Raw genomic sequence first — 25,828 nt, 5'->3', positions numbered from 1 at the left:
GCGATTCTTCTTATTGGAGGATCGCTGATCTGCGTTTTTGGTCATACGCGATTTGCTTTAGTGGACCACAAGCATTAATTTCACTATACCGTGGAGCAGAAATGGCTGGAACCCCGAAGGAAGCCGCGTTAGAACAATTAGGGAATTTCTCCCCATAAATTTGAGATCTCGGGTCATTCAACGAATAATTAGGGGAAATATCCCTCTAATTTAGCTGTTTTGGTAAAAAATAATGAAATTACCCTAATTTTTAGGGAGGAATTCCCTGTTTCTGTTTATTTATAGCAAATATCGGCTATTTTCAGGGAGTTTTTCCCCAATTACTCTACCTCGCCACGAACCCGCACTCGCATCCCCCACATCCCGCACCCGAACTCGCACCCCATGCATCCCGTACATCCCTCAACGCCCACTGCACACTGCCCACCACCCATAGTCTATGGGCTAAAGTAATAGTCCGTTATTTAGCCTATTTAATAAAAAAGAAGCTGCCCTATAAGTAGAATTCGCTACTATTGGGAAGCTTCTTTTTTTGTCTTACAAAAGTCTATAAGTGATCAATTAATGATTGACCAGGCCTCTAGGTTCATTGCTGGTTGTCTTCTCATTCTCCAATGAGAGCTCATTGAGAAGCGCGTAGCGCATACTGTCAACAAGTGCCTCCCAGCTGGCTTCAATTACGTTACTGGAGACACCAACCGTACTCCAGGTGTCTGTGAAGTTCTTGGATTCAATCAATACCCTTACCTTCGCTGCAGTCTGATCCTGTTCATCTATTACACGGACTTTATAGTCGGATAGATGCATTTCCTTTAATTGTGGAAAATAGGTCTGTAATGCTTTACGAAGCGCGTTATCGAGTGCGTTGACTGGACCGTTACCTTCAGCAGCAGTATAAAGATTCTCACTGCCAACTTTCAGTTTAACGAACGCTTCAGATACTACTGGATGTTCTGCGGTTTTCTCAACTAACATCTTGAAGGATTCAAAGGTAAAGGTTTCATTCATCTCGCCGGTAGCTTCCCGAAGGAGTAGCTCCAGTGAGGCATCGGCACCTTCAAATTGATAACCTTGATGTTCCATCGTTTTAATCTTCTCGATCACCCGGCGAGCCTGCTCGCTGCTTGGATCCAGATTTAAACCCATATCCTGCGCTTTGGAGAGTACATTGCTCTGTCCAGCCAGTTCGGAGACCAGCACACGCTGCTTGTTCCCGACAAGCTCAGGAGCGATATGCTCATAGGTCCGTGAATCACGCATGATGGCGGAGACATGGATTCCACCTTTGTGGGCGAAAGCTGCATTTCCGACGTAAGGCTGATTTACCGGCAGATTAACATTGGCCACTTCACTAATATAGCGGGCAGTGTTGGTAAGCTGTGATAATGAATCGCCTGGAATACAGTGATAACCCATTTTGATCTGTAGTGTAGGAATAATAGAACATAGGTTGGCGTTGCCACACCGTTCACCGTAACCATTAATGGTACCTTGTACTTGCCGTGCTCCAGCTCCGATGGCGCTAAGTGCATTGGCAACCGCCAGCTCACAGTCATTATGAGTGTGAATTCCGAGATTGGCTCCGGGTAATTGTTGATTTAGAGCGGTAACAATCTCATGAATTTCATTAGGTAAGGTTCCACCGTTGGTATCGCACATTACAAGCCAATCTGCTCCGGCTTCCCGGGCTTTGGACAGAACAGCTGCTGCATATTCAGGATTATTCTTGTATCCGTCGAAGAAATGCTCGGCATCAAAAATCACTTCAAGGCCTTGGCGTTTCAAGTAGGATATGGAGTCGCCGATCATGGCGAGGTTCTCCTCAAGCGTAGTCTGTAATGCAGTGTGTACATGGAAATCCCAAGATTTTCCGACGAGTGTAGCAGCAGGAACCCCTGCGTCAATCATACGTTTTAAATTGTCATCGTTTTCGGCCAAGGAATTCTTACGCCGAGTGCTGCCGAACGCTGTAATTTTGGCGTTCAGATGAAGCTCCTTGACTCTTTTGAAAAATTCAATGTCTTTATTGTTGCTTCCCGGGATGCCACCTTCAATATAGTGCACACCCAGATCATCGAGTTTCTTGGCAATCTTCAGCTTGTCGTCAGCCGACAGACTGATGCCTTCACCTTGGGTGCCGTCGCGTAATGTAGTATCGAAGATGGAGATGGACTTAGACATGAGAGTCCTCCTTATAGGGAAATGAATTTATATATTATAGCATTTTTACGCGGGAATGTAACAAAGAACTTTACAGCCTCTTAAGTTGACCTAACCGCAGCGGAGAGTTATTCTAAATTGGACAATAGAAAACCTGAGGATAAGAAGGTAGATATTGTGCAGAATGTTGATCAGTATTATCCAACGAGCGGCAGGGTTATCCTGCATGTCGATATGAATGCTTTTTACTGCTCTGTGCATGAGGCAGAGGACCCTGACCAATATAGAGGCAAAGCTACAGCGGTTGCGGGTAGTGTTGAATTGCGGAAAGGGATCATAGTGACTTGTTCCTACGTCGCCCGCAGAATGGGGATTTCGACGGGAATGCAAGTTCAGAAGGCGCTTCGTATTTGTCCATCGCTTATCGTTATTAAACCGGACTTCCATTTATACCGCAAATATTCTAATGCTTTTATGCAGATTGCATATAGCTATACTCCGTTACTGGAAGCAGTGTCCATCGATGAATGTTACCTTGATATAACTGGCTCCAGACAATTCGGTACACCCATGGAAATAGCGGAGACGATTCAGCGCCGTATAATGGAAGAATTGGGCTTGCCATGCTCAGTGGGGATCGCTCCCAATAAGCTGCTTGCGAAGATGGCTTCCGATTTAAAAAAGCCAAACGGCATTTCGGTGCTGCGGCTGCGGGATGTGCCTAAGATTTTATGGGACAAGCCCTGTAATGAAATGTTCGGCATTGGTGGAAAAACAGCAGAAAAGCTCCGCAAACTGGGCATTTACAGTATTGGTCAATTAGCAGCGGCTGATGAAAATATGCTGGTTGAGAATTTCGGAGTTATGGGCTCATGGCTAAAGCGTGCCGGCAACGGTATTGATCATGGGATCGTTAACCCTGAGCGGGAGCAGAGTAAGTCGATTGGGCACACCACAACATTGCCGCGGGATGTCGTAGGTCTTGCTGAGGTACGACCGATTTTGCTGAATTTAAGTGATCAGGTAGCTCGGCGATTGCGTAAGCAAGGTCTTGTTGCCTCAGGGGTACAGCTGACTATTCGGACGCCCGATATGAAGACTATAACCCGCTCGCGTCAGCTAGAGGCTCCTTCGGAGAGTGGGGAGGATATCTACAAGTCCGTCTGCGATCTATATGTTCGTCATTGGAATGGGGAGAAGCCTGTGCGGTTGCTGGGTGTGACCCTGCAGGGCTTGATTGCTAAAGAGGATTCCGCCATTCAGCTTGATTTGTTCGATTACGAACGTCAGCCTAAGAAAGAGTCTCTTAACAAGACTATGGATATGCTGCGTAATAAATTCGGTGAAAATGCAGTGTTAACTGCCGGGATGTTAAGCGATTCTCACTCTGCAAGGCTCCGCAATCATAAAGAACGGGGCACTTCACTGCAAAAGGATAATCTTCTATCTGTCGAGTCTGATAAAGAGTGACAAGAACATTCTATGACATGTCAAAATAGGTGTCGTAGAATGCGTCAGAAATGCAAACGTATTGAAAATCGATTGAAATTGTATTCTTTTTATATTAATATGAGAAAAATAAGACGCTGGTACAACAGCGCTGTATTGCTCAACGGGAGGCAGAGATAAAATGGCTAAGTACACTTGGGTCGAAAAAGACACTTGTATCGCGTGCGGTGCATGTGGCGCAACGGCTCCTGATATTTTTGATTACGATGATGAAGGTTTGGCAGAAGTTATTTATGAAAATGACGGAAACCACGGCATCACAGCGATTCCGGATGATTTGTTTGATGATCTCCAGGATTCTTGTGATGGATGCCCAACCGATTCTATTAAAATTGCGGATGAGCCTTTTAACAAAGAGGGCTAATTAACCGGGATTTTGTAACTTCCAGCACAACATAAAGACATCTCCTGCGAACTTTTGTTCAGCTAGGGATGTCTTTTTTGCGATGTCTGACCGATATTAATGTAGGAAGGAATTATAAAATTTCGGAGGTTCCGATGAAAAATTCTCAGCACCTCAAAGCATATGTACAGATGCATCCAGACAATAAGATGGCATGGTACTTGCTGGGTAAGGAATACTATAAGAACGGTCAACAGGGGAAAGCTAACTATTGCTTCAATCAGGCTGGAGAAGTATATGAAGCTTTCGAGCATAGTAAGGTGCCTGCGGAAACGCTGCGGGAATATGAGGAAGGGCTGCTTCAGGCAAGCCGCCAGCGGGATCGAAGGCAGCAAAGATTCCGCTACATTATGCTTGGGCTGATGCTTCTATTACTGGTTATGGTGCCATCGGCTGTGGCTCCGGGTCTAGATATTGCGGGAGATCAGGATACGGTCCAAGACACGGTTACTTCTGAAGTTAAAGATCCGCTTGATCAAAAAGATATTGAGAAGAAACCCGTTCTAGAGGCACGAAAAATGATGTATACAGCGCAAGAGAGTGGAGCTTCGGCTTCGTCAGGGAAGCTGATGGCAACCATGCTAATGCGCAAGGAACCGTTTCAAGCTGCTATTTTGGGCATGGAGCGGGAAGGGAAGTGGCTGCTGTGGAAAGAGAAGCTTCCGCTGAATTCCACATTGCAGAAGAATGGGAATGGACGGTTGGTATACCAATCCTATGATTCAGCGGCATGTGCATGCGAACCGCCAGAGCAAGGGGAAGTTGCAGAGGATGCAGCTGAGTGGCAGGGGGATCAAGAGGAGCTAGCTACATTATGGAGTGCAATGAGGGCTTATCAGAATCATAAAGGCAAGCTTCCGGTTTCCTTGACGGAATTGACTAGACCTTTTCCGGAGAATTGGATTGGCGGGACGACACCAGTCATGAAGCGTGATTTCAATTCTCTAAAGGAAGTAGCAACTGCTAAGGCACTTGGGATACCAGAAGTTGCGGAGGAACCTCCAAGCTCAACTGCTGAGGCGGGAATGGTCATACCGACAGCGTTAAGTGAGAGTGGAAGTAGTGGAAAGGGCGTTCCCTTTTTTGACCAGCCGCTTAGAGTGATTGTGGATAAACAAAAACACCGCTTGGCAGTAGTCAGCGGCTCTGTCATTCTACGAAATTATGAAGTAGGGCTTGGGGGAGACAAGACTCCAGAAGGCAACTTCATCATTACAGATAAAGTGGTCAATCCAAATGGTCATGATAATGGGGAGTTCGGAAGCCGCGGACTACAACTTTCAGATAGTAATTACGCTATTCATGGCACCAATGACCCAGAAAGTGTCGGCAAGGATGAATCCCTTGGCTGTATTCGGATGAGTCGAGAAGATGTGGAAGAACTATTCGCTATGATTCCAAAAGGAACAAAAGTGGTGATAAGTAAAGGGGTTCTGCCTGAAAAGCAGCTGCTGCCGGCGAAACGCTTCAACCCTGCTGCTCCGTATGATCAGACCAACCCCCACAAAGTGTACCACTGGCTGAATTAGTTCCCGGCAACTATAAACAGAACGATGATGAGAAGAATTAGTAAAGTTAAGCTTACGCCGATCCACATTAGCGCTTTACGATTAACTTCTTCTTTCTTTTGCTGCAAAGTTGGTGGTTTACGTTTAGTTGACATCCAGCATACCTTCTTTCTCTCTTAATCGCTGATTACCCCTATATTGTAATGCGTTTACAAGAAAATTACTATACTTTGGGTTAAGCTCTCTGCACACTTACAGGGTAAAATGCTTTTCTTTTGTTCAAGAAAAGGCTAAAATTAAGAAGAAACCTACAGAATCGGGTAGACACGTGGATTAGTGAAGTACCCCTTAAGGAGCGAGAACGGTGTTGTATCGTAATTTTGGTAAACCAATTTTCTTTAAGCTGGACCCTGAGAAGGCTCACCATCTCGTCATAGGTGGATTGGATAAATCATCATCAGTTCCAGGGGGAAGCGCGGCATTGCGTTTAATGTATGGCGTTCCTGAAACGGCAGATTTAGCAGTTGATCTGTTTGGCATACATTTTCCGACTCCAGTTGGACTGGCAGCAGGCTTGGATAAGAATGCCGAGGCCGTTTCTGGATTCTCTTCGATCGGATTCGGATTTATGGAAGTGGGGACGGTTACCCCTAAGGGTCAACCGGGTAATGATAGCCCGCGTTTGTTCCGTCTTCCCTCTGATGAAGCTCTGATCAATCGTATGGGCTTCAATAACGAAGGGGCTGACGCTATGGCAGAGCGTCTAAAAAAATTAAAAAATCGCAGAGTTCCAATAGCAGTAAATATTGGACGGAATAAAATAACTAGTAATGAAGCGGCTCATGAAGATTATCGTCAGTGTATCCGTACGCTTTATCCGTACGGTGATTTTTTTGTGGTCAATATCAGCTCACCAAATACACCGGGGCTGCGCAGTCTCCAGCATGGCAGCGAATTAGCGTTCCTGCTAGCACAAGTAAAGGAAGAAATGGAGATTCAGCGTAAAGCCACAGGCATGAATAAGAGCTTGTTGGTTAAGATTGCTCCAGATGTAAGTGACTCTGAATTGGAGTATATGGTTCAATCACTGACAGAAGCTGGTATGGATGGTATTATTGCTACGAATACTACGTTGAACCGGGATGGACTTAGTCATGAAAAGGCTAATGAGACAGGTGGATTAAGCGGTAAGCCACTTCGTGACCGGTCAACGGAAATCATTCGTAGGATTTATCGCCAGACTGAAGGGAAGATGCCGATCATAGGTTCAGGGGGCATATTCACCAGTCAGGATGCGTATGACAAGATAAGAGCAGGCGCAAGTCTGGTCGAAATTTATACAGCACTTATCTACGAAGGACCGGAGGTTAACCGCAGGCTGCATGCCGGATTACGGCAGCTCTTACGGCGGGACGGATTCAGTCATATCTCTGAAGCAGTGGGTGCTGATCATCACTGATTGAAGGAGTCGAAAGGACAGGAGGACGAAGGCGATGGACGGCAGGGACTGGGGAACTTTTTTGCTTCCATATGAACAGACAGTGGAAGAATTGAAAGTTAAATTCAAAACAATGCGTTCGGAGTTGAAGAAAAGAGAGGAATACACGCCGATTGAATTCGTAACTGGTCGTGTAAAGCGGCTGTCAAGCATTTTGGAGAAGGCTAAGCGCCTGAATGTGAAGATGGAAGATCTGGAGACGGGTATTGAAGATATAGCCGGGATCCGGATTATGTGCCAGTTCGTGGAGGATATCCGCAGAGTGGCTGAATATATCCGGGCTCGTAAGGATCTTGAAGTCCTGTATGAGAAGGATTATATCACCAATTATAAAGAGAGCGGCTATCGCAGCTTTCATATGATTATTAAATATCCTGTGCAGACAGCTCTGGGACAAAAAATAGTGCTCGCAGAGATCCAAATTCGTACACTAGCTATGAATTTCTGGGCAACCATAGAGCACTCTCTGAATTATAAATATCGGGAAAGCTTGCCGGATGAAATGCGAGTGCGCCTGAAAACCGCAGCTGAAGCAGCCTCCATCTTGGACAGCGAAATGTCCAGTATTCGTGATGAAATCCTGGAAGCACAAAAGACCTTCGAGGAAAACTCGAATATGACGACTCAAATTCTCAAATCTATTCATCAATTGTATTTCTATCACTTGGTGAATGAGGCTATAGATACTCAGGCTCGATTTAACGAAATATGGCAGGCTCAGGACATGGAAGCGATGAAGGAGCTTCTGGATCATGTACGGGGACTTCTCTCCGCAGCTAAAAAGGATAGTTTGCCGGATGGCTTATGATCCGTTGTACTTGGCTTATCTAGTGTACTTTAATCGTGACCGGGATTATTTCGAATGTCACGAGGTGCTCGAAGAGCTATGGCTTGCCAAGCAACGCGACCCATTGTACAAAGCACTTCTCCAAGTAGCTGTTGGGTTGTACCATTGCCGCAATAATAATATGCGTGGTGCAACGATTATGCTAAGCGGGGCTGCTGCCAAGCTGGAAGAATATTCAGCAGTGACACTTGGCATTAATTTGGCTAAGCTAGTGGTGGAAGTGAAGGATTATGTTCGCCGCTTGGAGTCGTGTGAGCAGCAGCCATTTTCTTATTATGATCTGACTATAGAAATCATTGATCAAGGTCTGGCGGACGAAGTGAACTCTGCGGCTATGGTGATCACACCGAATAATCCTCAACGACGAGGTCCTCAAAGACCGACCTCTTCTCATCGTAAATAATGATCCTCTATAAATGAGTATTGCCAAAGGGACACCCGTAAGGGTGTTCCTTGAATCTTTAAACACCTAAATTTTAGCAGTACTATCAGGAGGACGGCATCATGGCGGCACAACTGCCCAGTTCTTTCAGCGAGCGTATGATGGACTTGCTGGGAACGGATTATAATCAATTTGCGGATTCGTACAAGGAGACCCCTAACGGAGGCGTTCGTGTTAATACATTGAAAATTTCAGTGGAGAAATTGCAAGCTCTTTCCACTTTAGAGCTGGAACCCATTCCGTGGTGTCCAACCGGATTCTATACAGAGGATGGGGCCAGACCAGGTAAACATCCACATTATCACGCGGGATTGTATTACATTCAAGAGCCAAGCGCTATGGCACCTGTGGAACTGCTTGATGTACAGCCAGGAGATCGTGTCCTTGATTTATGCGCTGCACCTGGGGGCAAATCCACACAGATTTCTGCCAAGCTCTCAGGAGAAGGCTTGTTGGTTACCAATGATCTTCATCCAGAACGCACGAAAGCCTTAGCCAAAAATCTAGAGCTGTATGGGGTGCGCAACGGTATCGTATTAAACGAAAGTCCAGATCATATTGCAGCGGCATTCCCGCTTTATTTTGACAAAATCTTGATTGATGCTCCATGCTCAGGTGAAGGGATGTTCCGTAAAGACGAAGACATGGTGAAGCAGTGGGATTCAGGTACACCTGCCAAATATGCTGCCATGCAGCGGGATATTTTACGTTCTGCTGCAACAGCGTTGGCACCGGGAGGTACACTTGTCTATTCCACCTGTACATTTGCTTCAGAAGAAAATGAGGAAATTATAGCGGAGTTTATTTCTGAACATCCACAGTTTTCGGTGATTACAGTTGGAGGTACTGGCTCGTTTGCTCCAGGTTTTGGAGAATTATCAGGGACGGCAAGACTATGGCCGCATAAAGTAAAAGGTGAAGGACATTTCATGGCTGTGCTGCAGCATGTAGGGCCAAAGGTATCTGCGGAGGAACGTGATCAAGCCGAAGTTAAGTTGAGCGCAGTTACACGGAATACGAATAAAAAAGGCACTGCTCATATTAAATCCGCAAACAAACCAGAAGCCAGACGAGGGAAAGAAGGTAAGTTCTCTAATAAATCTGCTGCTGGCGCTGAACGTGGCCGTCAAGGTTCAGGAGAAGAGCAAGCATTGGCTGCATATGGAGATTTTATAAAAGATCAGCTTGGCTGGGAGCCAAAAGGGTATCCGATTTTCTTCGGTGATCATCTGTACATCTCCCCACTACCTAAGGAAAGATTAAATGGATTAAAGGCGATTCGTCCAGGATGGTATGTAGGACATGTCCGTAACGGCAGATTTATCCCAGGACATCCAATGGCTACCGCGTTACACCCTGAAGAGAGCTGCCGAAGTGTCTCACTTTCCAGTACGAGTAATGAAGCTATTTCCTATCTTAAAGGAGAGACATTGTTGATTAGTCAAGAACGTCTCTCTATTAAAATAGGAACTACCCAAAAAGGATACGTACTGGTCTGCATAGATGGTTATAGTGCAGGCTGGGGGAAGTGGCAGGACGGTGTGCTCAAGAATGAATATCCCGCAGGCTGGAGGTGGATGTAAGAATGAGCCTATCAGGGAAAACTGCAAAAAAGCAGCGTTTAGATAAAGTATTGTCCCATATGGGGGTAGGATCACGCAGCGATATTCGTAAACAAGCCAAGCAAGGTTTAATTACCGTGAATGGTGCAGTCGTCAAGGATAGTGGATTTCATGTAGACCCTTATCACGATAAAATTGTGGTTGGCGGCGAGCTTGTTACCTATCGTGAATTTATTTATCTTATGATGAATAAGCCACCGGGAGTTCTGTCGGCAACAGAGGACAAGCGGGATCGGACCGTTCTGGATCTTTTAAAGCAGGAAGATGTACAGTTTGAACCTTTTCCTGTAGGAAGGTTAGATAAGGACACAGTAGGGCTGCTTCTGCTCACCAATGATGGAAAGCTTGCTCACGAGCTACTATCGCCACGCAAGCATGTCCCTAAGACGTATGAAGCTACAGTTGAGGGAGACGTAGATGCAGACGATGTAGCGGCTTTTGCGGCAGGTGTCGAGCTGGAAGATGGATATGTTACTTTACCTGCACAGCTAACTATATTGGGAAGAGAACGTGGCAGTAAAGTAATCTCACATATTTCGCTGATCATCACAGAAGGAAAGTTTCACCAGGTGAAGCGAATGTTCCAAGCTGTCGGCAAAAAAGTCACTTTTCTGAAACGAGTATCTATGGGAGAATTGAGGCTGGACGAAAGTCTGCCACTGGGAGCTAGCCGGGAACTTACGCTAGAGGAACTGGCACTCTTAAGTACAGAAGCACCAGAACAATAATATATAGAAAAAATGGTATATAAATTGAATTTGGAAACTTGGGATAAGGGAATGGAGTGACGGAGGGGAAATTTGGAACTGTAAGAGCGATAGCGACCGCCTTTGTTTCCGGATTTCAACCACTATTAAACGGTATAAATCAAGAAATCTGGAAACAACAGCGGCTGGAAGCCCAAATATTCACCGCAGTTGCGACTGAAACTTAACTCAAATAGCCAGGTTCAATATATATAGAAAAAGAAAGACAAGGATGGTGGGAGTATGAGATACAAACTGATTGCACTAGATGTGGATGGTACACTGTTGAATGATGATCACCACTTGAGCACTGAGAATAAAGAAGCCATTGCTGAGGTTACGCGTCTTGGCGGGCAAATCGTGTTATGTACCGGCCGCAGTCCGCAGAACTCGATTCCTTTTATGGAGGAAATGGGGTTGTCTGGTTATGTGCTGGGTCATAACGGAGCTGCAACGGTTCGTGTGAAAGATCGGGAAGTGCTGCATCAATACGGTATGGATGCTCGTGGTCTTGACCCTTATATTGATTATTGTAGAAAGCATGATATTCATTATGATGTGAATACGGCTTTTGATATGTATGTAGATAATGTAGAAAACCTGACCAAAGAAGCCAATTATATGTATGAACACTTCCGTATCGTGCCGGCTACACTGCCAGCATGGGAAGATTTCCGTGAACCGGTTGTTAAGTTTACTGTATTTACACAACCAGAAATCCTTGACGAAGCTGAACGTGAATGGCGTACTTGGACCCATGAGTACAATATTTTGCGCAGTGGTGAATTTTTCGTTGATTTGATGCATCCGGAAGCCTCCAAGGGCAACGCCTTAAAGAATCTGGCTGTGAAGCTGGGAATTCCGCAAGAGGAAGTTCTTTCGATCGGTAATTATTTTAATGATATTTCTATGCTTACATACGCGGGTATGGGCGTTGCGATGGATAATTCTCCGGTTGAGGTCAAAGCGGCAGCGAATGCTGTAACGGGGTCTAACAACGAGCATGGTGTGCGAGATGCGCTGGTTAAATATTGTTTATCTTAATAATGGAAAGCATAAAGCGGACTTGAGTCCGTTCTATGCTTTTTTTGTTGTGAAGGAAATAAAAGAGATACATAAACAGAATTGATTCTATTAAAAATAATCCGCCCCTAGATTAACTTCCTGTATTAAAGTTTAATTTCCTCGTTCCGGCTAGGATCGCTATATTTATAGATACCAGGGTTCAGTTCGATTTTTTCGTCGAAAGGGATATCTTTGTAGCTATCAATATTAGTTCCTGTAGATATCATGCCCTTAGGTGTAATTTCAGGCACAACTTCTTTGCCATTAATCCGTAACGTAGTTTGGTTAACGCTTTTGAAGCCAGAAGATTTGGATGTTGATTCCACAATCAAATTTCCCCCCTCAGTATAGTAAGTGAATTCAATTTTTAACCCATCGACATCAAGTGAAGTGAACTGCTTTTCTTCTTTAGGTTTGTTTATAGTGATCCAATTCTTAGTAGTATCACGTTTCTCAATGACAGCATCCTTTAATATAAGTTTCATTGGAACATCGGACCAGTCGTTATACCATTCCGGAGATTCGAATTGAAATAAATGCTGGTAGCTTTCGGAATGATCTCCCTTCAAATTCCAACCCCCAGTGATTGTTTGATCACCTATAACCAACTGAGCGGTATTATAGTGGACAATTCCTTTTTTAAGCGAATCATTTTCATCTATTAGAATTTGGATATCCAAAGGGGTAACCACTAGCTGATCTAAGGTCATACCGGTCTTTTCTTGAAATTCAGGACTGTTATACAGTTTCTTAGTGTAAATCGCCTCACTTGCTTTTTTTCCATCTGCGTTAAAATCGAACTTCCACGTACCTGAAAATCGTTTCGCTTCTTCAATGTAACTAAAATGAAGACTAGCTTCCTTCCAATCTGATTCAGTTATATTAAAGACCTGTTCAATAAATAAATCCGATCCTTCGTTAGGCATGATGGTTGGAATTGCTTCATTCTCTTGACCACCAGTACTAACTACCAAATGTGGGTTACCCCGTCCTAAGTCAGATGGTGATGCAGCGACTTTGTAACGGATAATGGTTTGATTGGAAACATGTCGAACGGATTCGATTTGAATGCTTGGATATTGCTTAACTCCAGTATTGATAGTATCCCCTGCTTGATGATTAGATTGTAAGGGAATATTCCGATCACTGTAAAAAATGAGATTCCGTGCTTCAAACCTGTAGTCCTTTTTATCATCCTTTAATGTATCAGGTGTCTCATATACTCCAATGAGTTTCTGGCTTTCAGGATCGTATTCTAAATAACCGTATACCTTTGCCTTGGCACCGGATTCACTAGTCATGATGTTTTCCTCTGTAGCAAATCCAGTATATTTGGATAGATCAGATTTAGTATCAAGTGATAACAGCATTTTCATTTTTTCTCCATCAGTTACAACACCGTTCAAATTCATTGTTACTCCTGAAATGGAAGTTTGAAGATTATACTGTTGACCGATGCCGTTATTTAATGCATTGCTCACACTTCGACCACCAATTTTATCCCAATTAATCGTCATACTAGCGAATACAGGAATGGTTACAAGTAAGAGGCAAGAGAAGACAATACTGATAGGAATAAGCTTTTTATTAGACCTAGGAGTATTCTGGGAGGCATGCAGATTTCTTTGACGTGTATAAGCTTCTTGTTCTATGGCAGTCCACATCAAATCATAATCCGGTCGGGGAATATGTTTATCTTTTTCAATATAGAGACTCATTACTATTCAGCTCCTTTAGTTGGGTTCCACCCATTCTATTTAGTATTTTAAGTCCCTTGTTCAGTCTGGATTTTACAGTTCCTTCGGGTATGCTCATAACTTTAGAAATCTCGGGTACAGTCAATTCGTTTATAAAACGAAGGACTACTACCATTCTGATTTTGTCAGGAAGCTGACTGTATAACCCTTGTAATTCTTTTTTAGTTTCCTGTCGATCCAAACGTTTTTCTACAGGGTTTGATTCCTCAGACCTGGATAGTAAATAATTACGTACTTCTTTCATCCACCCCGTCTTACGCCTTTTGATCACACTGCTGCACTCATTCGAAGCAATTCGTAAAATCCAAGCTTTCAAGTTTCTTACCTTCGACTTATCCGCTAAGATAACTTTTACAAATACCTCTTGGGAAATATCCTCCGCATCTGCCTGATTTTTCATTAAGTAGTAACAAAAATAATATACTTGTTCTTTATAGAGCTCGAAAATTTCCCGGTCACTCATTTTGCTGCACCCCCTGTCTCTGCTGTTCTCATTAATAAGACTTATAAGCGTATGTAATCGTTCATTTTTCATTTTGATTGTAGTATTTCTTCTGAGTATCATAGCGAATTCGAATGGAAGATAAGTCGTTTACAGGTAATTATAACCATGATAAAATTAGCGGTGGGACATGCGTCCCTAATCTATTAAAACTAATTGAATGTCCGCGTTAAAGGTAAAATCATCGAAAGATGATGACACAAAGCCATGGGTCTAAAGCCTTTCGACAGAAGGAAATGATCGCCAGGCCGCCATAGGGATGTCTTATGAAGCATAAAGGATAGCTCTAAGAATATGTAGTCTATTTTGAGCTCTTTTATTATTTCGACCTATACGGCGTTACATTATCGCAAGGGGCCGAAAGGGGAAGTACATGAACAGTTTTTTCAAAACAATAGGTACTAGTTTGGCAGTAGGTGCTTTATTGCTGTCCGGAACGATCGGATGGATGTCTAATCCAGGAGTAGTGTCTGCAGCTACCTCAACAGTAGTAACCGCGGATCAGATGATCAGCAAAGTAACGGCAGCCTCCAAAGCAATAAAGAATTTCCATCTGGATGTGACCAAAAAACAGGATATTCAAAGCGGCGGGGTGCGTATCAGCAACACCAACACTCTGAAGCTGGATATCAACCGTCTGCCGAATTTTGCCGCAGCAGGCACTGTCGCTAGTAGTCTTTTAGAAACATCGTACAGTCTATATGCCAATGACAAGGAGTTTTACTATCTTGTAGACGGAAGTGAACTGATCGATGAATCTGAAGATGAAGGTTACGACGATGACGGGGAGCCGATCGATCCTGATGCACAGTATTGGCTTGGACTGGAGAAAACGGAATGGGATGCCTTTTACTCTAAAGGCCAATACGATCCTGTTTCCATGCTTGATTCGGTCAAAAGTTATAAAAAATCCATGAAAGTCAGCACGGCTGGCGCACAAACGGTCTTACAATTCACGGTAACCGATCCGACAGCAGCTAAGGGGATAATCAAACTCTATGACCAGGAGAACCTCTGGGATGGTGAGACAGTTCAACCCAAAAGCGTAACGTGGAAATTATTCGTCAATACTAAGACCTGGCAAACGGAAAAGCTGACAGTCGATCTGAGTTATGTGCTGGTAAGTGATGGAGCAAAAGATACATACACCACGAAAATTGAAGCTAAATACTCCAAGAATAATAAAGGTACAGCCATTGTAAAACCGGCCGAACTAGAATAATAAGGACGATTCATATCGAGCAAAAAGCGCTGTTCCGCTGAACAGTGCTTTTTGCTGTATTCAACAGTAGTTGTTTATTAGTTGACAAGAATAAATCATTGCTGTAATTTATATGTATGCGCATGTATATAATATTTTGTTTAAATATAATTTAATGAAAGTTGGGAAAAAGATGATAGCACTAGACACAACATTAACTTTTCGCAGAGGACTGACATTAAAAAACCGAGTGGTTATGGCTCCAATGACCACGCGAATGAGCTTTTATGACGGTGTAGTAACACAAGATGAATTGAAATACTATTCACTAAGAACGGGCGAAGTAGGTGCGGTCATCACTGCGGCAGCAAATGTACAAGAGGGTGGAAAAGGATGGGAAGGTGAACTTAGTGTTTCCTCCGATCAATTTATTCCTAGCCTTAGCCGATTAGCATCTACTATTAAACGAAATGGAACAAAAGCTATTTTACAACTATTCCATGCAGGAAGAATGACAGATTCAAAAATACTACGTGGCGTACAACCAGTTTCCTCCAGCGCCATTGCTGCCGAACGTCCGAATGCAGAAATTCCAAGAGCATTAACAGAAGATGAAATTTTCGGTGTAATTGAGGATTTTAAAAAAGCGACTCAACGTGCTATTCAAGCTGGATTTGACGGGGTAGAAATTCATGGAGCAAACACATATTTAGTCCAACAGTTCTTCTCTCCACACTCCAACCGTCGTGATGATCAATGGGGCGGAAGCTTAGAGAAAAGATTTAATTTCATTAACCAATTAGTGGATGCAGTTATTGCTGTCGTTGACAATTCAAAGGTTAAGGATTTTATTGTCGGCTATCGTTTTTCTCCAGAAGAATATGAAGAGCCTGGAATTAAAATCACCGATACCTTTTATCTTATTGATAAATTAGCTGATAAAAAGCTAGATTATCTGCATATTTCATTAGGGGATTTTAAGAAAGTATCTGCATCAGAAGATTTTAAAGAAAAATCAATCCTGCAATATGTACATGAGAAAATCAATGGCCGTGTACCTTTAATTGGGGTCGGAGATATCCGTACCAAACAGGACGCAGAGGACACGTTGACAAATGCTGAATTAGTAGCAGTAGGACGTTCTCTTATCATTGATCCTCATTGGACAAGTAAAGTGCTGGAGGGTAAAGAAGATATCATCAGAAGAGTACTTGCTGATCAAGATAGAGAAGAACTCGTAGTAGAGAATGGTATTCTAGAATTCCTTAAATTAATGATGCCTGATCGTTTACGCTAAACCCAAACACAGTTTTGAGCGCTATATCTATAACGTTCCGCGGTAATTCCGCGGAACGTTATTTTTCTGTAACGACTCTATTCCCTCTTTAAGATTGTTGTCGTATGTTTCAACATTCGATTCATGAGATTTCGCCGTTCTGTTTTTATGTCGGTGTCGCTTCTCTTTAATGCGTCGCGGATGGGGATGATCTCTGTAATTTTCCTGCCGCTTTTTATTCTTCGATCTACACAAGTCGGAATGTAACCTACGTTAGTTATACTCGTGTGTCCTTTTTCATCCTTCTTTATTTTAAGCGTAAGAATGATACCGCTTTGTGTATAAGGAATATTCATTAGTTTAGTCGAAACAAAATTCCCCAATGAGTAAATAACGAATTGTTTTTTTCCACGAAGCGCTAACGGTTGTAGAACATGTGGGTGAGACCCCAGTATGATGTCGGCGCCATTTTTAAAGAAGAGATTGACCAGCTCTTTTTGCCTCTTGTTTGGAGTGTAACGGTATTCGCTTCCGAAATGCAGATAAAGCAAGACTAGATCGACTTTCTTTTTTAAATCTCGAATCTCCCGAATGATTTTGGGCGTAGATATCCGGTTAACCAGCCATGGCTTACTCACTGGTACAGGAATTCGGTTGGTTCCTGCTGTGTAGGAGAGGATGCCGATCGTAATTCCTTTGACGTTTTTAATAAGAGTTCTCTTGGATTCTTCTAATGATTTAGCTGTTCCCGTGTGGTCGATTCCATTACGGTCTAGAACTCGTAACGTCCGAACCAGACCCGGGGCACCATAATCCATGCAATGATTGTTGGCCGTTACTAATACGTCGAATCCGGCTTGCTTAAGTGCAGGGGCCAGTTCGTCTGGACATTTGAATATCGGACCGCCTGAACGTGGGCTTTTCCGGCATTCGGGGCCACTTCCAGCAAAGGTAGTTTCGAGATTGCCAATTGTCAAATCAGCCTGTTTTAGATAAGGAGCTACTTTTGCAAACAGGGGGCTGAACGAATAGGTTCCGTCAGGCTGCTTAGCATCCGAAATAATATAACGTTTGACCATTAGATCTCCCACAGCAGCTATTTGTATTTCAGTCATGGATATCCACCTTTTTATTATTTTCATTAGGATATGGCATAAAGTTGTTATGGGTTATTCTTTCTTTAAGGCGAAGTGCAAACATTTTTGTGGCTTTTTATTTAAAATGTGACCCAACGCATAATCACTTTATTTAGATCGTCTAAATTTAAGGTATTCATTTTTTTTCAAACTTTTATAATTTGATTCAAATCCTCTTTTTTGTTTGGCAACCATAATAAAATAAGGTTGTTGATAAACATTATCAATCAAACATTGGAGGTTAAAGAAATGAGTACACAATTCAAAAAAATCGCCGAGGATACTTACTGGATAGGCAAAATCGATAACCGCCAGGTTCCATTTCACCGCCTGATTCTGGCAAAAGGAACTACCTATAATTCTTATTTATTAAAAACAGGTAAGCCAACTGTCATTGATACCGTAGATATGGAATTCGGACGTGAATATGCCGAGTGCCTGGGTGAAATGATTGATCTTCTAGATATTCATTACATTGTAATTAATCATACAGAGCCTGATCACTCTGGTGGACTGGCAGCTCTCGCTGCCAAGGCTGCAAATGCCACGATCGTATGCACCGAGATTGCTGTTCCAGAATTGCAGGAAATGTACAAGCTTCATAGCCGGAACTTCCTGGTGGTTAAAGATGGAGACAAGCTGGATATTGGCGGGAAAACGCTGCTGTTTAAAGAAACACCGTATCTCCATACCGCCGAAACGATGATAACCTATTGTATCGAAGATCAAATCTTATTTCCTTGTGATATTTTCAGCACGCATGTTGCGGTGGAGAATCTATTCAGCGATGAAGCCGGGTTTGATATTACGGAAGATTTCCAGGGCTATTACGCAGCTATTATACATCCTCATAGAAGATATGTAAGAACACTGTTAGAGGCTGTTAAGGATCTTGAGATCCGGATGATCGCTCCTTCCCATGGGTTTGTGATCCGGGAGGACATACGTAAATATATCGGGATGTACGCCACATTGAGCCGCGAAACGACGCAAGGAAAAAAGGCAACCATCGTTTATACCACCATCAAAAACAGTACCAAGAAGATGGCCAAAATTATACAGGATTGCTTGCAGGAAAATAATATTGAGACAGAGGTCTGGGATGCAGATAAAAGCAGTGCCACCGATATTCTGAACAGCATAACGTCAGCTGACGCGGTCTTTATTGGCAGCTCCACTAAATACGCGGACATGATTGGGAATCTGGAGAACATTCTGAAAGAATTGCACAATATGAATCTGGAAGGCAAACTTGCTGCAGCCTTTGGCTCCTACGGTTGGAGTGGTGAAGCCATTGAAGTCATTCAGGATTATCTGAATGGAACAAACATGACGGTGCAAAGCACATCTGAGGTTATTAAATCCACGGGGATGACACATGTAGAGTTCCCTGTACGAATCAGGTTTTCCCCGAAAGAGCCTGAGAAAGTTCAAAAAATTAAAAATGCGGCTGAATTTGTATCGGATTTGCTGCTGAGTTCATTTTAGGGAGGGGAGCATAGGATGACAAAACATTACGTTATTGTTGGCGGCGGAGTAGCCGCCGTCCATGCCGCCAAAGCCATCCGTGATCAAGACGCAGATTCGGAAATTTCGATCCTCGGGGAGGAAAGCCAACTGCCCTATAACCGGATTAAGCTGACTAAAGGGCTGTTTACCGACCTGCACAGTGAGAAGGTGCTGATTAAAAAGGAAAAGTGGTACCGCGATAACCGTATATCCGTAAAAACCTCGACCCGAATCCGTTCTGTCCACCCGGACCGGCAAATTGTTGTGACAGAAGATGGGCAGAGTGTTTCTTATCATAAGCTTTTACTGTGTATGGGAGCGAAGAATCGTGAACTTTCCCTTGAGGGCTCCGGCCTGAACAATGTCCATACCCTCCGGGACATGAACGACGCGGACAGATTGAAAGAAAACCTGCAGGATGGCAGCCATGTAGCCGTAATCGGTGGTGGAGTGCAGGGAATCGAAACCGCTTGGGCGCTGCATGTAGCTGGATATCAGGTAACGGTGATCGAAGCTTTTCACCGGTTGATGGGCAGACAGCTTGATGAGAAATCCTCACAGCTACTTAAGGAGAACCTTGAACAAGCAGGTGTGAAGGTTATTCTTCAAGCAGATGTGGCGTCTATTACAGGAACAGAGTTTGTTACCGGAATTACGCTGGACGACCAATCTCATTTTTCCTGTGACCATGTGGTCTACTCCATTGGTATTGTACCGAATACGGAACTGGTAAGTGGCTCGAGTATTCAAGTCCGGCAGGGCATTATCGTAAATGAACAAATGCAAACAAATGATCCACATGTGTACGCAGCCGGAGATGTGGCTGAAGTTAACGGGCATGTGGAAGGACTGTGGGGCGGAGCGATTGAGCAGGGCCGGATTGCCGGCAGTAATATGGTTGCCAATCTGACTGCGTATCGTAGAGCTGTTCCGGTTACCTTATTTAACGCCTTTGGCATCTCTTTATTTTCGATAGGCAACGTGGATGAACGGTATTGCGATACGGTGGTAAGCGGAGAAGAAAATGGGGCGTATACGCGAATCTATGTGAAAGATAACACAATGATTGGTGCGATATCCTGGCAAGGAGCAGCTGCTTCACTGGGGTATAAAACCGCTGTAGAGCAAGGCATCCCCCTTGAGGGGATCGATGTTAACGGGAGCAGTATCGAGGAGATTATGGCTGAAGTACAAACCAGGTTGAACTAAACTATTAACTTTTTAGGAGATGATAAAGATGAAAAAATACATTTGTCTACCCTGTGGTTATATCTATGATCCGGCATTAGGCGATCCCGATGAGGATGTTGTTGCAGGCACCGCATTTGAAGACTTGCCTGAAGATTGGGTCTGTCCGGTATGCGGTGAAGATACCAGTCATTTTGCAGCGGTTGAAGACAAAAAAACTTTTGTATCCTAAAGGAAAGTAAAAGTTGTACAAAAAAAATGAACAACAGGGGGGACAGTTATGAAGGAGTATTCTTGCCGATACGCTGCTGAACCTTGTACCCGCAAGGTGCCTATTTTTGCTGCGTTAAGCGATGACGATCTCTCCCGGATCAGCGCTATGATCAAGCATCGTAAGTTTACTAAAGGTCAACCTTTAATTCTGGAAGGGGCGCCGTCAGATACGCTGTACATTATTCAGCGAGGGCATGTTAAATTATCTAAAACAACTCCTGAGGGCAAGGAACAAATTTTGCACATCTTGACGAATGGAGACTTTTTCGGGGAACTGAGCATTTTTAACAGCGATGAGCTGAGTAACTTCAGTGCTTATGCTCTGAAAGACACTAACATTTGCATGCTGACCCGAACGGATATGGAGCAGCTGATGAGGGATAATCCGGATATTTCGCTCAGGCTACTGAAGAGTGTGACCAAAAGACTAGCCCATACGGAAAATCTGGCGCAAAGCCTGGCGACCAAAGATCCCGAAATACGAATTGCTTATATGATCATGGAACTCAGCGACAAATATGGTAAGCAGCGTGGCGCTCATATTCATATTGACCTTCCGTTGTCTCGTGAAGAGCTGGCCAGTTATGTTGGGGTCACCCGCGAAACTATTAGCAGAAAATTCTCAAGGTTCGAAGATTCAGGTCTTATTGAGCTAATCGGAAACAAGCAAATGATCATTATAGATCCAGCCGGTTTGGAGAGTTATATGGGGTATTAAGAGGATTACGGTGTATTGACTGTCCTGTATGACACCGTTGGTGCAGAACATACGCTATATGGGGCCAGACTCCGAATACTTGTCGTTCCCAAAGGATTTCAGTATGATGAATACTATATAAACTTGTCCCTATGGGCTCGATTAATCGGAAGATGGCGAGGAAACCCAATGCAGAAAAGGAATAGCAGAAAATTTTTCAGGATTAGGCTAGAGGAAATGATTCAAACCTTGCGACATGAAATTCGTTCGGGAAGTATAGCGATCGGCAGTTATCTTCCTTCAGAAAGCGACTTAGAGGTGCGTTTCGGACTTAGTAACGCTTCTGTGCGCAACGGGCTCAAGGTGCTGGTGGATGAAGGCTTAATTGAGAAAATTCCGCGTGTTGGCAATCGGGTCATCCCTCCGGTAGAGGAAGGCAGAACGACGATCAAGTTCGGATATGTGAACACCATCCCCAAGCTTGTAGAGATGCAAGAGTTACTGAATGAGTTCGGCAAACGCTATCCGCATATCGACGTTCAGCCGCTCGAGTTGTCTTCAGGAAACTACTCAACATCTTTGAAAGAATATTTGCAATCGGAAATCATGGATGTCGTACTGATGAATAATAACAATTACCAGGATTTTTTGGAGCAAGGCTGTACAGAGCTGCTGGAGCCGATGGAGGAACAGCCGGACACGTATCGTTTTCTTTCCGACCCGTTCCGGTACGGTGACCGTAATCGCGTTCGCCCCTTCATTTATTCTCCAGTTGTGCTTTGTTATAATAAACAGCACTTTAAGGAAGCCGGCGTATCACCACCCGACAGTAGCTGGACCTGGGACGATTTGTTCGCTAATGGTCGAAAGGTAGCAGAAGGTCATGACTGGTACGGTTTTTATTTTTATTTGCCTTCTCGTAACCGGTGGCCGTTGTTCCTGCTTCAAAGCGGCACAACGTTTGCGGCAGAACAGGATGACGAAGGCAAATACCGGTTCAGTGGCTCAAAGCTACTCGACAGTTTAGGAACCATCCGAAAGCTGATAGGCATGAAGGATGTATTTCCAGCCGTATTGTCCGAGAGCGATGCGGATGCGGAAGCCTTGTTCTTGCAAGGCAAAGTGTCCATGATAATGACGACCTATTATTTCTTGAATCAATTGCGTCAATCCGATTTGGCATTCGATATTGCTCCATTGCCTCGGCTGCAAAATGCTGATACGCTGCTGATTATAAATGGACTGGCGGTTAACAGCAAATCACAGAACAAGGATGCATCCATGCTACTCGTCGATTTTCTCACCTCATACGAGGCGCAACTGATCATTAGGCGAAAGACGCTGAATATTGCAGCCAACCGTTTGGTCATGGATTGGGAAGGCGAGGAAGTGGGTTATCGTCCGGCCCGGTTTCAGCTTTACCGTGAGATCTTCCCTACCTATCGTCTGGTCACGGAGCTGGGTTTAAGCAACCGCCAGTTGAAAGAGATCCAACGCGATATCATGATGTTTGTATCAGGCCTACTGGACAACGACGAGTTATGCCGCAGGCTTGAGGAGATATTGAATACGGTAAATCAGGAGACTCAGCACTCTTGAGGGCTGAAAGTTTTTCGAAAATTCCGGCACAGGTTCAATTCTGAATCTGTGCTTTTTGTTATGCTGAAGTATTTGTTTGTCGCACAATAATTGACTCATATATGACTCATAAAAAACATGTTGACTATACTTTTATTATTATTATATGATGCAATAGAAGTCAGATATGAGTTAACACGAACTCATTATTATTAAGGTGGTGTAGCTGCAAAGATGGAAAAGGAAGGCGTTTATTTTCACAATGTTTCGGAGCTGGTTCATAAACCCTATCAATCTGGATTGCATCTCCAGCGTTTTCCACAGCATGTGCGCAATGGCTTGTCAGAGAAAGGAAGAACCAAAGCTATACAATCGAACGGCTGCGAATTGCGGTTTGTCACCGAATCCAAGCATGTTAGGGTCACTGTCGGATCGAATGATAGTAACGGCCGAGTTGTGGTATGCAGAGGGGATTTTTTTCATTCTCAGCATTTTTTGCAGGCGGGTACGGTAACCACTCTGCACTTGGAGGAGCCGGAACGTTTTACAGAGGTATCAAGTAAGCGGCTGAATCAGTCTGGATTTTCCTCTAACGTATGGCGTTTGCATTTTGATCGTTTCGGAGCTGTTTTCTACGATATGGATGCTTTTGGTTGTGAAATACGTGCGCCTAGACCGGATGAGGTACCGAAGCTTACGATGCTCGCCTATGGATCTTCCATCAGCCAGAGCGCGGGATCCACGCATCATTTCAATGGTTACTTACAGCAGACAGCGCGCAGACTTGGTGTGGATGTGCTAAATCTTGCGCTTAGCGGATCTTGTTATTGCGAGGACGTAGTTGCCGATCATCTGGCTGAACGTGAGGATTGGGATTTTCTGTTTCTGGAACTTGGTGTCAATATGCGTGCTGTAGTATCTCCCGAGGAATTCAAGCGTAGAGTGTCTTACATGCTGGACCGGGTTATCGAAAATCATCCTGACAAACCTGTGTTTGTTACTACGATTTATCCGAATCGTGCAACGTATTTTCTTGATGCAGGCCATCTTCTTCATGTCCAAGAGGGGATTTTTAACGAAGTGCTGCTTCGTTACTGTGAGAGCAATAAACATCCACAACTACATCTGCTGGATGGCGCATCAGTCATGCGCGATCTTACCTCGCTGACCTCCGATCTGATTCATCCTTCCGATTATGGACACACGCTAATGAGCGAGCATTTAGCAAAACTGTTGCGGCCCATGATCGAGCCCCTCCGAACTTCTAGTCATTCTAGTGCCGTGTCCCAAATTTTGTAATAGGGAGTTGATGGAAATGAAGCGTTGGATGCTTACCATGGTGGGAGTTTCATTATTAGCCGCCTCTATGAATGGATGTTCCTCTTCTAATAAGGGGGGAGAAGAGCAAGCTGGGGAGAGTCCAGAAAAAACCACTGCTTTCTCCATATCGTTCCGGAGCGGAAACATTTCGTATGCAGACAATCATCCGAATATCAATGATGACAAATGGGTCAAAAAGCTGGAGGAACTTACAAATACAGATCTTAACATCCGTTTGATGCAGCAGAAAAATTTTGATTCCCAAATGATCCAAATGTTCGCGATAAACGACATTCCGGATGTCGTGCAAGCAAGCTCTGGGCTGACGAACCCTCAGTTGGCAGGTTCCGTGGAGGCTGGAGTATTCATGCCACTTAATGAATTGCTTGAGCAGTATGGGCAAGATCTTCTCAAGAAAGTTCCGAAGGAGGCATGGGACAAGGAGACCGATGCGAAAGGTAATATCTACGCGATTCCGGAATGGCTGTCCAATCCGTCACGCCGGGCAACTTGGATTCGTGCGGATCTTTTGGAACAAACAGGGCTGCCAGAGCCTAAAACAGTCGATGACTTCCTGAATGTCATGCGTGCTTTTAAGAAGATGGGTGTGGAGAATCCTTATATGGGCCGGGAGGACTTTGTATATTCGGATATGTTCTTCGGATCTTACGATACCTTTGCCAATTTCTTTATGAAACAAGGGGATCAAATTGTCCCGAAATTTATGAATATCGAAAATATGCAAAAGACGATCCAAACGTACAAGACAATGTTCGACGAAGGACTGATAAACAAAGAGTTCGTCACAATTAATCCCACGAAATTCAAGAACGATATTCTTGCAGGCAAGGCGGGTATCTGGAACATGAATGCCAACCTGTTGATCCAATGGGATCAGCAGCTAAGAGAACAGGTGCCTACTGGTAAAATGAAGCTGATCGCCTCGCCCACAGGACCTGACGGTAAGGGGGGACTTCGTCTTGTCGGTACGGTGCCGCGAGCGTATTTAATTAACAAGGATGCGAAAGATCCTGCCGGGATCATCAAGTTTTTCAACTGGATGGTTAGTGACGAAGCGGAAAAGTTTTTTACCTTCGGAATTGAAGGGGAAAACTACACTGTAGAGAACGGAAATATTAACTATAACAGACCGATAACAGCCGATGAAGCTGATGAGGAAACGTTCCGTCAAATCCTGCTGTGGTTCGTACAGGATACTACCTACAATAAAGGCGCGCTTAGTCTCACACCCGAAGGAAAAGATTTGATGAAGCTCTACGACACAGTACTTGCGAATGAGGGACGCGACGGGATTCAATTTGAACCGCAAGTAAAAGGCTATCAGAAAAACCCGGACATCACTCCAGGTGGAGATAAATTGCCGCCTGTTATATTGACGCATGTGATCAATATGGTATACGGCAAAAAGCCGATCTCAGACTATCCGAAGGTGGTGGAGGAATGGCTGCAGAAAGGGGGAAGTGACGTCGTCAAGGAAGCAACAGAACGTTATAACAATAACGACGGTGTAATTTTGTCCCGACATTAATAAGCTGCATCTCAAAAGAGGTTTGAACTCCATAATGCTTGT

At 44.0% G+C, this 25,828-nt stretch carries 23 protein-coding genes and 1 riboswitch; of the genes, 18 read left to right on the top strand and 5 right to left on the bottom strand.

The genetic code is table 11. The annotated features are described in order from the left end of the window. Positions 1-561: 561 nt before the first annotated feature. Positions 562-2,181, bottom strand: coding sequence for a citramalate synthase (gene cimA / locus MHH49_RS30555; RefSeq protein WP_076223248.1), 1,620 nt, complete (start codon positions 2,179-2,181; stop codon positions 562-564). 117 nt (positions 2,182-2,298) lie between these two features. Between cimA and MHH49_RS30550 the strand changes: the two genes are divergently transcribed. The 3 genes from MHH49_RS30550 to MHH49_RS30540 all read left to right on the top strand — a co-directional run bounded on the left by MHH49_RS30550 (position 2,299) and on the right by MHH49_RS30540 (position 5,601). Further along, positions 2,299-3,630, top strand: coding sequence for a DNA polymerase IV (locus tag MHH49_RS30550; RefSeq protein ID WP_370510582.1), 1,332 nt, complete (start codon positions 2,299-2,301; stop codon positions 3,628-3,630). A gap of 160 nt (positions 3,631-3,790) precedes the next feature. Next, positions 3,791-4,033, top strand: coding sequence for a ferredoxin (locus MHH49_RS30545; protein ID WP_036689316.1), 243 nt, complete (start codon positions 3,791-3,793; stop codon positions 4,031-4,033). 134 nt (positions 4,034-4,167) lie between these two features. Next, positions 4,168-5,601: a L,D-transpeptidase gene (locus MHH49_RS30540; protein ID WP_341138767.1), complete on the top strand. Its 1,434-nt coding sequence runs from the start codon at positions 4,168-4,170 to the stop codon at positions 5,599-5,601. Here MHH49_RS30540 and MHH49_RS30535 read toward each other — a convergent pair. Continuing rightward, positions 5,598-5,735 carry a hypothetical protein gene (locus tag MHH49_RS30535; protein WP_167348489.1) on the bottom strand — a complete coding sequence of 46 codons (138 nt, stop codon included), beginning with the start codon at positions 5,733-5,735 and terminating at the stop codon, positions 5,598-5,600. The genes MHH49_RS30540 and MHH49_RS30535 overlap by 4 nt on opposite strands. 209 nt (positions 5,736-5,944) lie before the next feature. Between MHH49_RS30535 and MHH49_RS30530 the strand changes: the two genes are divergently transcribed. From MHH49_RS30530 to MHH49_RS30505, 6 genes are all read left to right on the top strand, one after another. After that, positions 5,945-7,039 (top strand): quinone-dependent dihydroorotate dehydrogenase, encoded by a 1,095-nt coding sequence (locus tag MHH49_RS30530; RefSeq protein WP_036689322.1) that lies wholly within the window; start codon positions 5,945-5,947, stop codon positions 7,037-7,039. Between the two features lie 34 nt (positions 7,040-7,073). Continuing rightward, positions 7,074-7,886 carry a GTP pyrophosphokinase gene (locus tag MHH49_RS30525; protein ID WP_036689325.1) on the top strand — a complete coding sequence of 271 codons (813 nt, stop codon included), beginning with the start codon at positions 7,074-7,076 and terminating at the stop codon, positions 7,884-7,886. Further along, positions 7,876-8,328 carry a DUF309 domain-containing protein gene (locus tag MHH49_RS30520; protein ID WP_076143298.1) on the top strand — a complete coding sequence of 151 codons (453 nt, stop codon included), beginning with the start codon at positions 7,876-7,878 and terminating at the stop codon, positions 8,326-8,328. The genes MHH49_RS30525 and MHH49_RS30520 overlap by 11 nt, the downstream gene beginning before the upstream one ends. Positions 8,329-8,429: 101 nt before the next feature. Continuing rightward, positions 8,430-9,950 carry an RsmB/NOP family class I SAM-dependent RNA methyltransferase gene (locus MHH49_RS30515; RefSeq protein ID WP_341138766.1) on the top strand — a complete coding sequence of 507 codons (1,521 nt, stop codon included), beginning with the start codon at positions 8,430-8,432 and terminating at the stop codon, positions 9,948-9,950. A 2-nt stretch (positions 9,951-9,952) separates the two neighbouring features. Beyond that, the gene (locus MHH49_RS30510) at positions 9,953-10,717 is read left to right on the top strand and encodes a pseudouridine synthase (protein WP_076272653.1); all 765 of its coding nucleotides are present in this window, start codon (positions 9,953-9,955) and stop codon (positions 10,715-10,717) included. A gap of 261 nt (positions 10,718-10,978) precedes the next feature. Continuing rightward, positions 10,979-11,779 carry a Cof-type HAD-IIB family hydrolase gene (locus MHH49_RS30505; protein WP_036689337.1) on the top strand — a complete coding sequence of 267 codons (801 nt, stop codon included), beginning with the start codon at positions 10,979-10,981 and terminating at the stop codon, positions 11,777-11,779. Between the two features lie 125 nt (positions 11,780-11,904). On the opposite strand, the gene MHH49_RS30500 is transcribed toward MHH49_RS30505, so the two are convergent. Next, complete coding sequence (locus MHH49_RS30500) at positions 11,905-13,518, bottom strand: DUF4179 domain-containing protein (RefSeq protein WP_076100882.1); 1,614 nt, start codon at positions 13,516-13,518, stop codon at positions 11,905-11,907. Beyond that, entirely contained in the window at positions 13,502-14,020 is a 519-nt protein-coding gene (locus tag MHH49_RS30495) for an RNA polymerase sigma factor (protein WP_076100881.1), read from the bottom strand. Before MHH49_RS30495 ends, MHH49_RS30500 begins: the two co-directional genes overlap by 17 nt. 203 nt (positions 14,021-14,223) lie before the next feature. Then, positions 14,224-14,315: riboswitch (cyclic di-GMP riboswitch) on the top strand. A gap of 117 nt (positions 14,316-14,432) precedes the next feature. On the opposite strand from MHH49_RS30495, the gene MHH49_RS30490 reads away from it, so the two are divergent. Both MHH49_RS30490 and MHH49_RS30485 read left to right on the top strand, forming a co-directional pair. Continuing rightward, positions 14,433-15,281, top strand: coding sequence for a DUF6612 family protein (locus MHH49_RS30490; RefSeq protein ID WP_036689342.1), 849 nt, complete (start codon positions 14,433-14,435; stop codon positions 15,279-15,281). A 112-nt stretch (positions 15,282-15,393) separates the two neighbouring features. Continuing rightward, positions 15,394-16,557: an NADH-dependent flavin oxidoreductase gene (locus MHH49_RS30485; protein ID WP_256717037.1), complete on the top strand. Its 1,164-nt coding sequence runs from the start codon at positions 15,394-15,396 to the stop codon at positions 16,555-16,557. 77 nt (positions 16,558-16,634) lie between these two features. Here the strand turns inward: MHH49_RS30485 and MHH49_RS30480 are convergent, their stop codons facing one another. Continuing rightward, on the bottom strand, positions 16,635-17,651 hold the full coding sequence (locus MHH49_RS30480; RefSeq protein ID WP_076100879.1) for a CapA family protein: 1,017 nt from the start codon (positions 17,649-17,651) through the stop codon (positions 16,635-16,637). 270 nt (positions 17,652-17,921) lie between these two features. On the opposite strand from MHH49_RS30480, the gene MHH49_RS30475 reads away from it, so the two are divergent. The 7 genes from MHH49_RS30475 to MHH49_RS30445 all read left to right on the top strand — a co-directional run bounded on the left by MHH49_RS30475 (position 17,922) and on the right by MHH49_RS30445 (position 25,786). After that, positions 17,922-19,160, top strand: coding sequence for an FprA family A-type flavoprotein (locus MHH49_RS30475; RefSeq protein ID WP_076100878.1), 1,239 nt, complete (start codon positions 17,922-17,924; stop codon positions 19,158-19,160). Positions 19,161-19,175: 15 nt separating this feature from the next. Further along, complete coding sequence (locus MHH49_RS30470) at positions 19,176-20,390, top strand: NAD(P)/FAD-dependent oxidoreductase (protein ID WP_076272650.1); 1,215 nt, start codon at positions 19,176-19,178, stop codon at positions 20,388-20,390. A 28-nt stretch (positions 20,391-20,418) separates the two neighbouring features. Further along, a complete protein-coding gene (gene rd, locus MHH49_RS30465) occupies positions 20,419-20,601 on the top strand; it encodes a rubredoxin (protein ID WP_038569857.1) in 183 nt (60 codons plus the stop codon). Between the two features lie 48 nt (positions 20,602-20,649). Continuing rightward, a complete protein-coding gene (locus tag MHH49_RS30460) occupies positions 20,650-21,360 on the top strand; it encodes a Crp/Fnr family transcriptional regulator (protein WP_076104615.1) in 711 nt (236 codons plus the stop codon). A 216-nt stretch (positions 21,361-21,576) separates the two neighbouring features. Further along, a complete protein-coding gene (locus MHH49_RS30455) occupies positions 21,577-22,938 on the top strand; it encodes an extracellular solute-binding protein (RefSeq protein WP_179088404.1) in 1,362 nt (453 codons plus the stop codon). A gap of 213 nt (positions 22,939-23,151) precedes the next feature. Continuing rightward, positions 23,152-24,216 carry an SGNH/GDSL hydrolase family protein gene (locus MHH49_RS30450; RefSeq protein WP_076275002.1) on the top strand — a complete coding sequence of 355 codons (1,065 nt, stop codon included), beginning with the start codon at positions 23,152-23,154 and terminating at the stop codon, positions 24,214-24,216. Positions 24,217-24,232: 16 nt separating this feature from the next. Further along, positions 24,233-25,786, top strand: coding sequence for an extracellular solute-binding protein (locus tag MHH49_RS30445; protein ID WP_340950650.1), 1,554 nt, complete (start codon positions 24,233-24,235; stop codon positions 25,784-25,786). Positions 25,787-25,828: the final 42 nt, after the last annotated feature.

It is taken from the genome of Paenibacillus sp. FSL F4-0122, from assembly GCF_038002845.1.
GTDB lineage: Bacteria > Bacillota > Bacilli > Paenibacillales > Paenibacillaceae > Paenibacillus_AQ > Paenibacillus_AQ odorifer.
The sequence above is the reverse complement of the archived record's forward strand: the minus strand, read 5'-3'. Positions and strand labels throughout refer to the sequence as shown.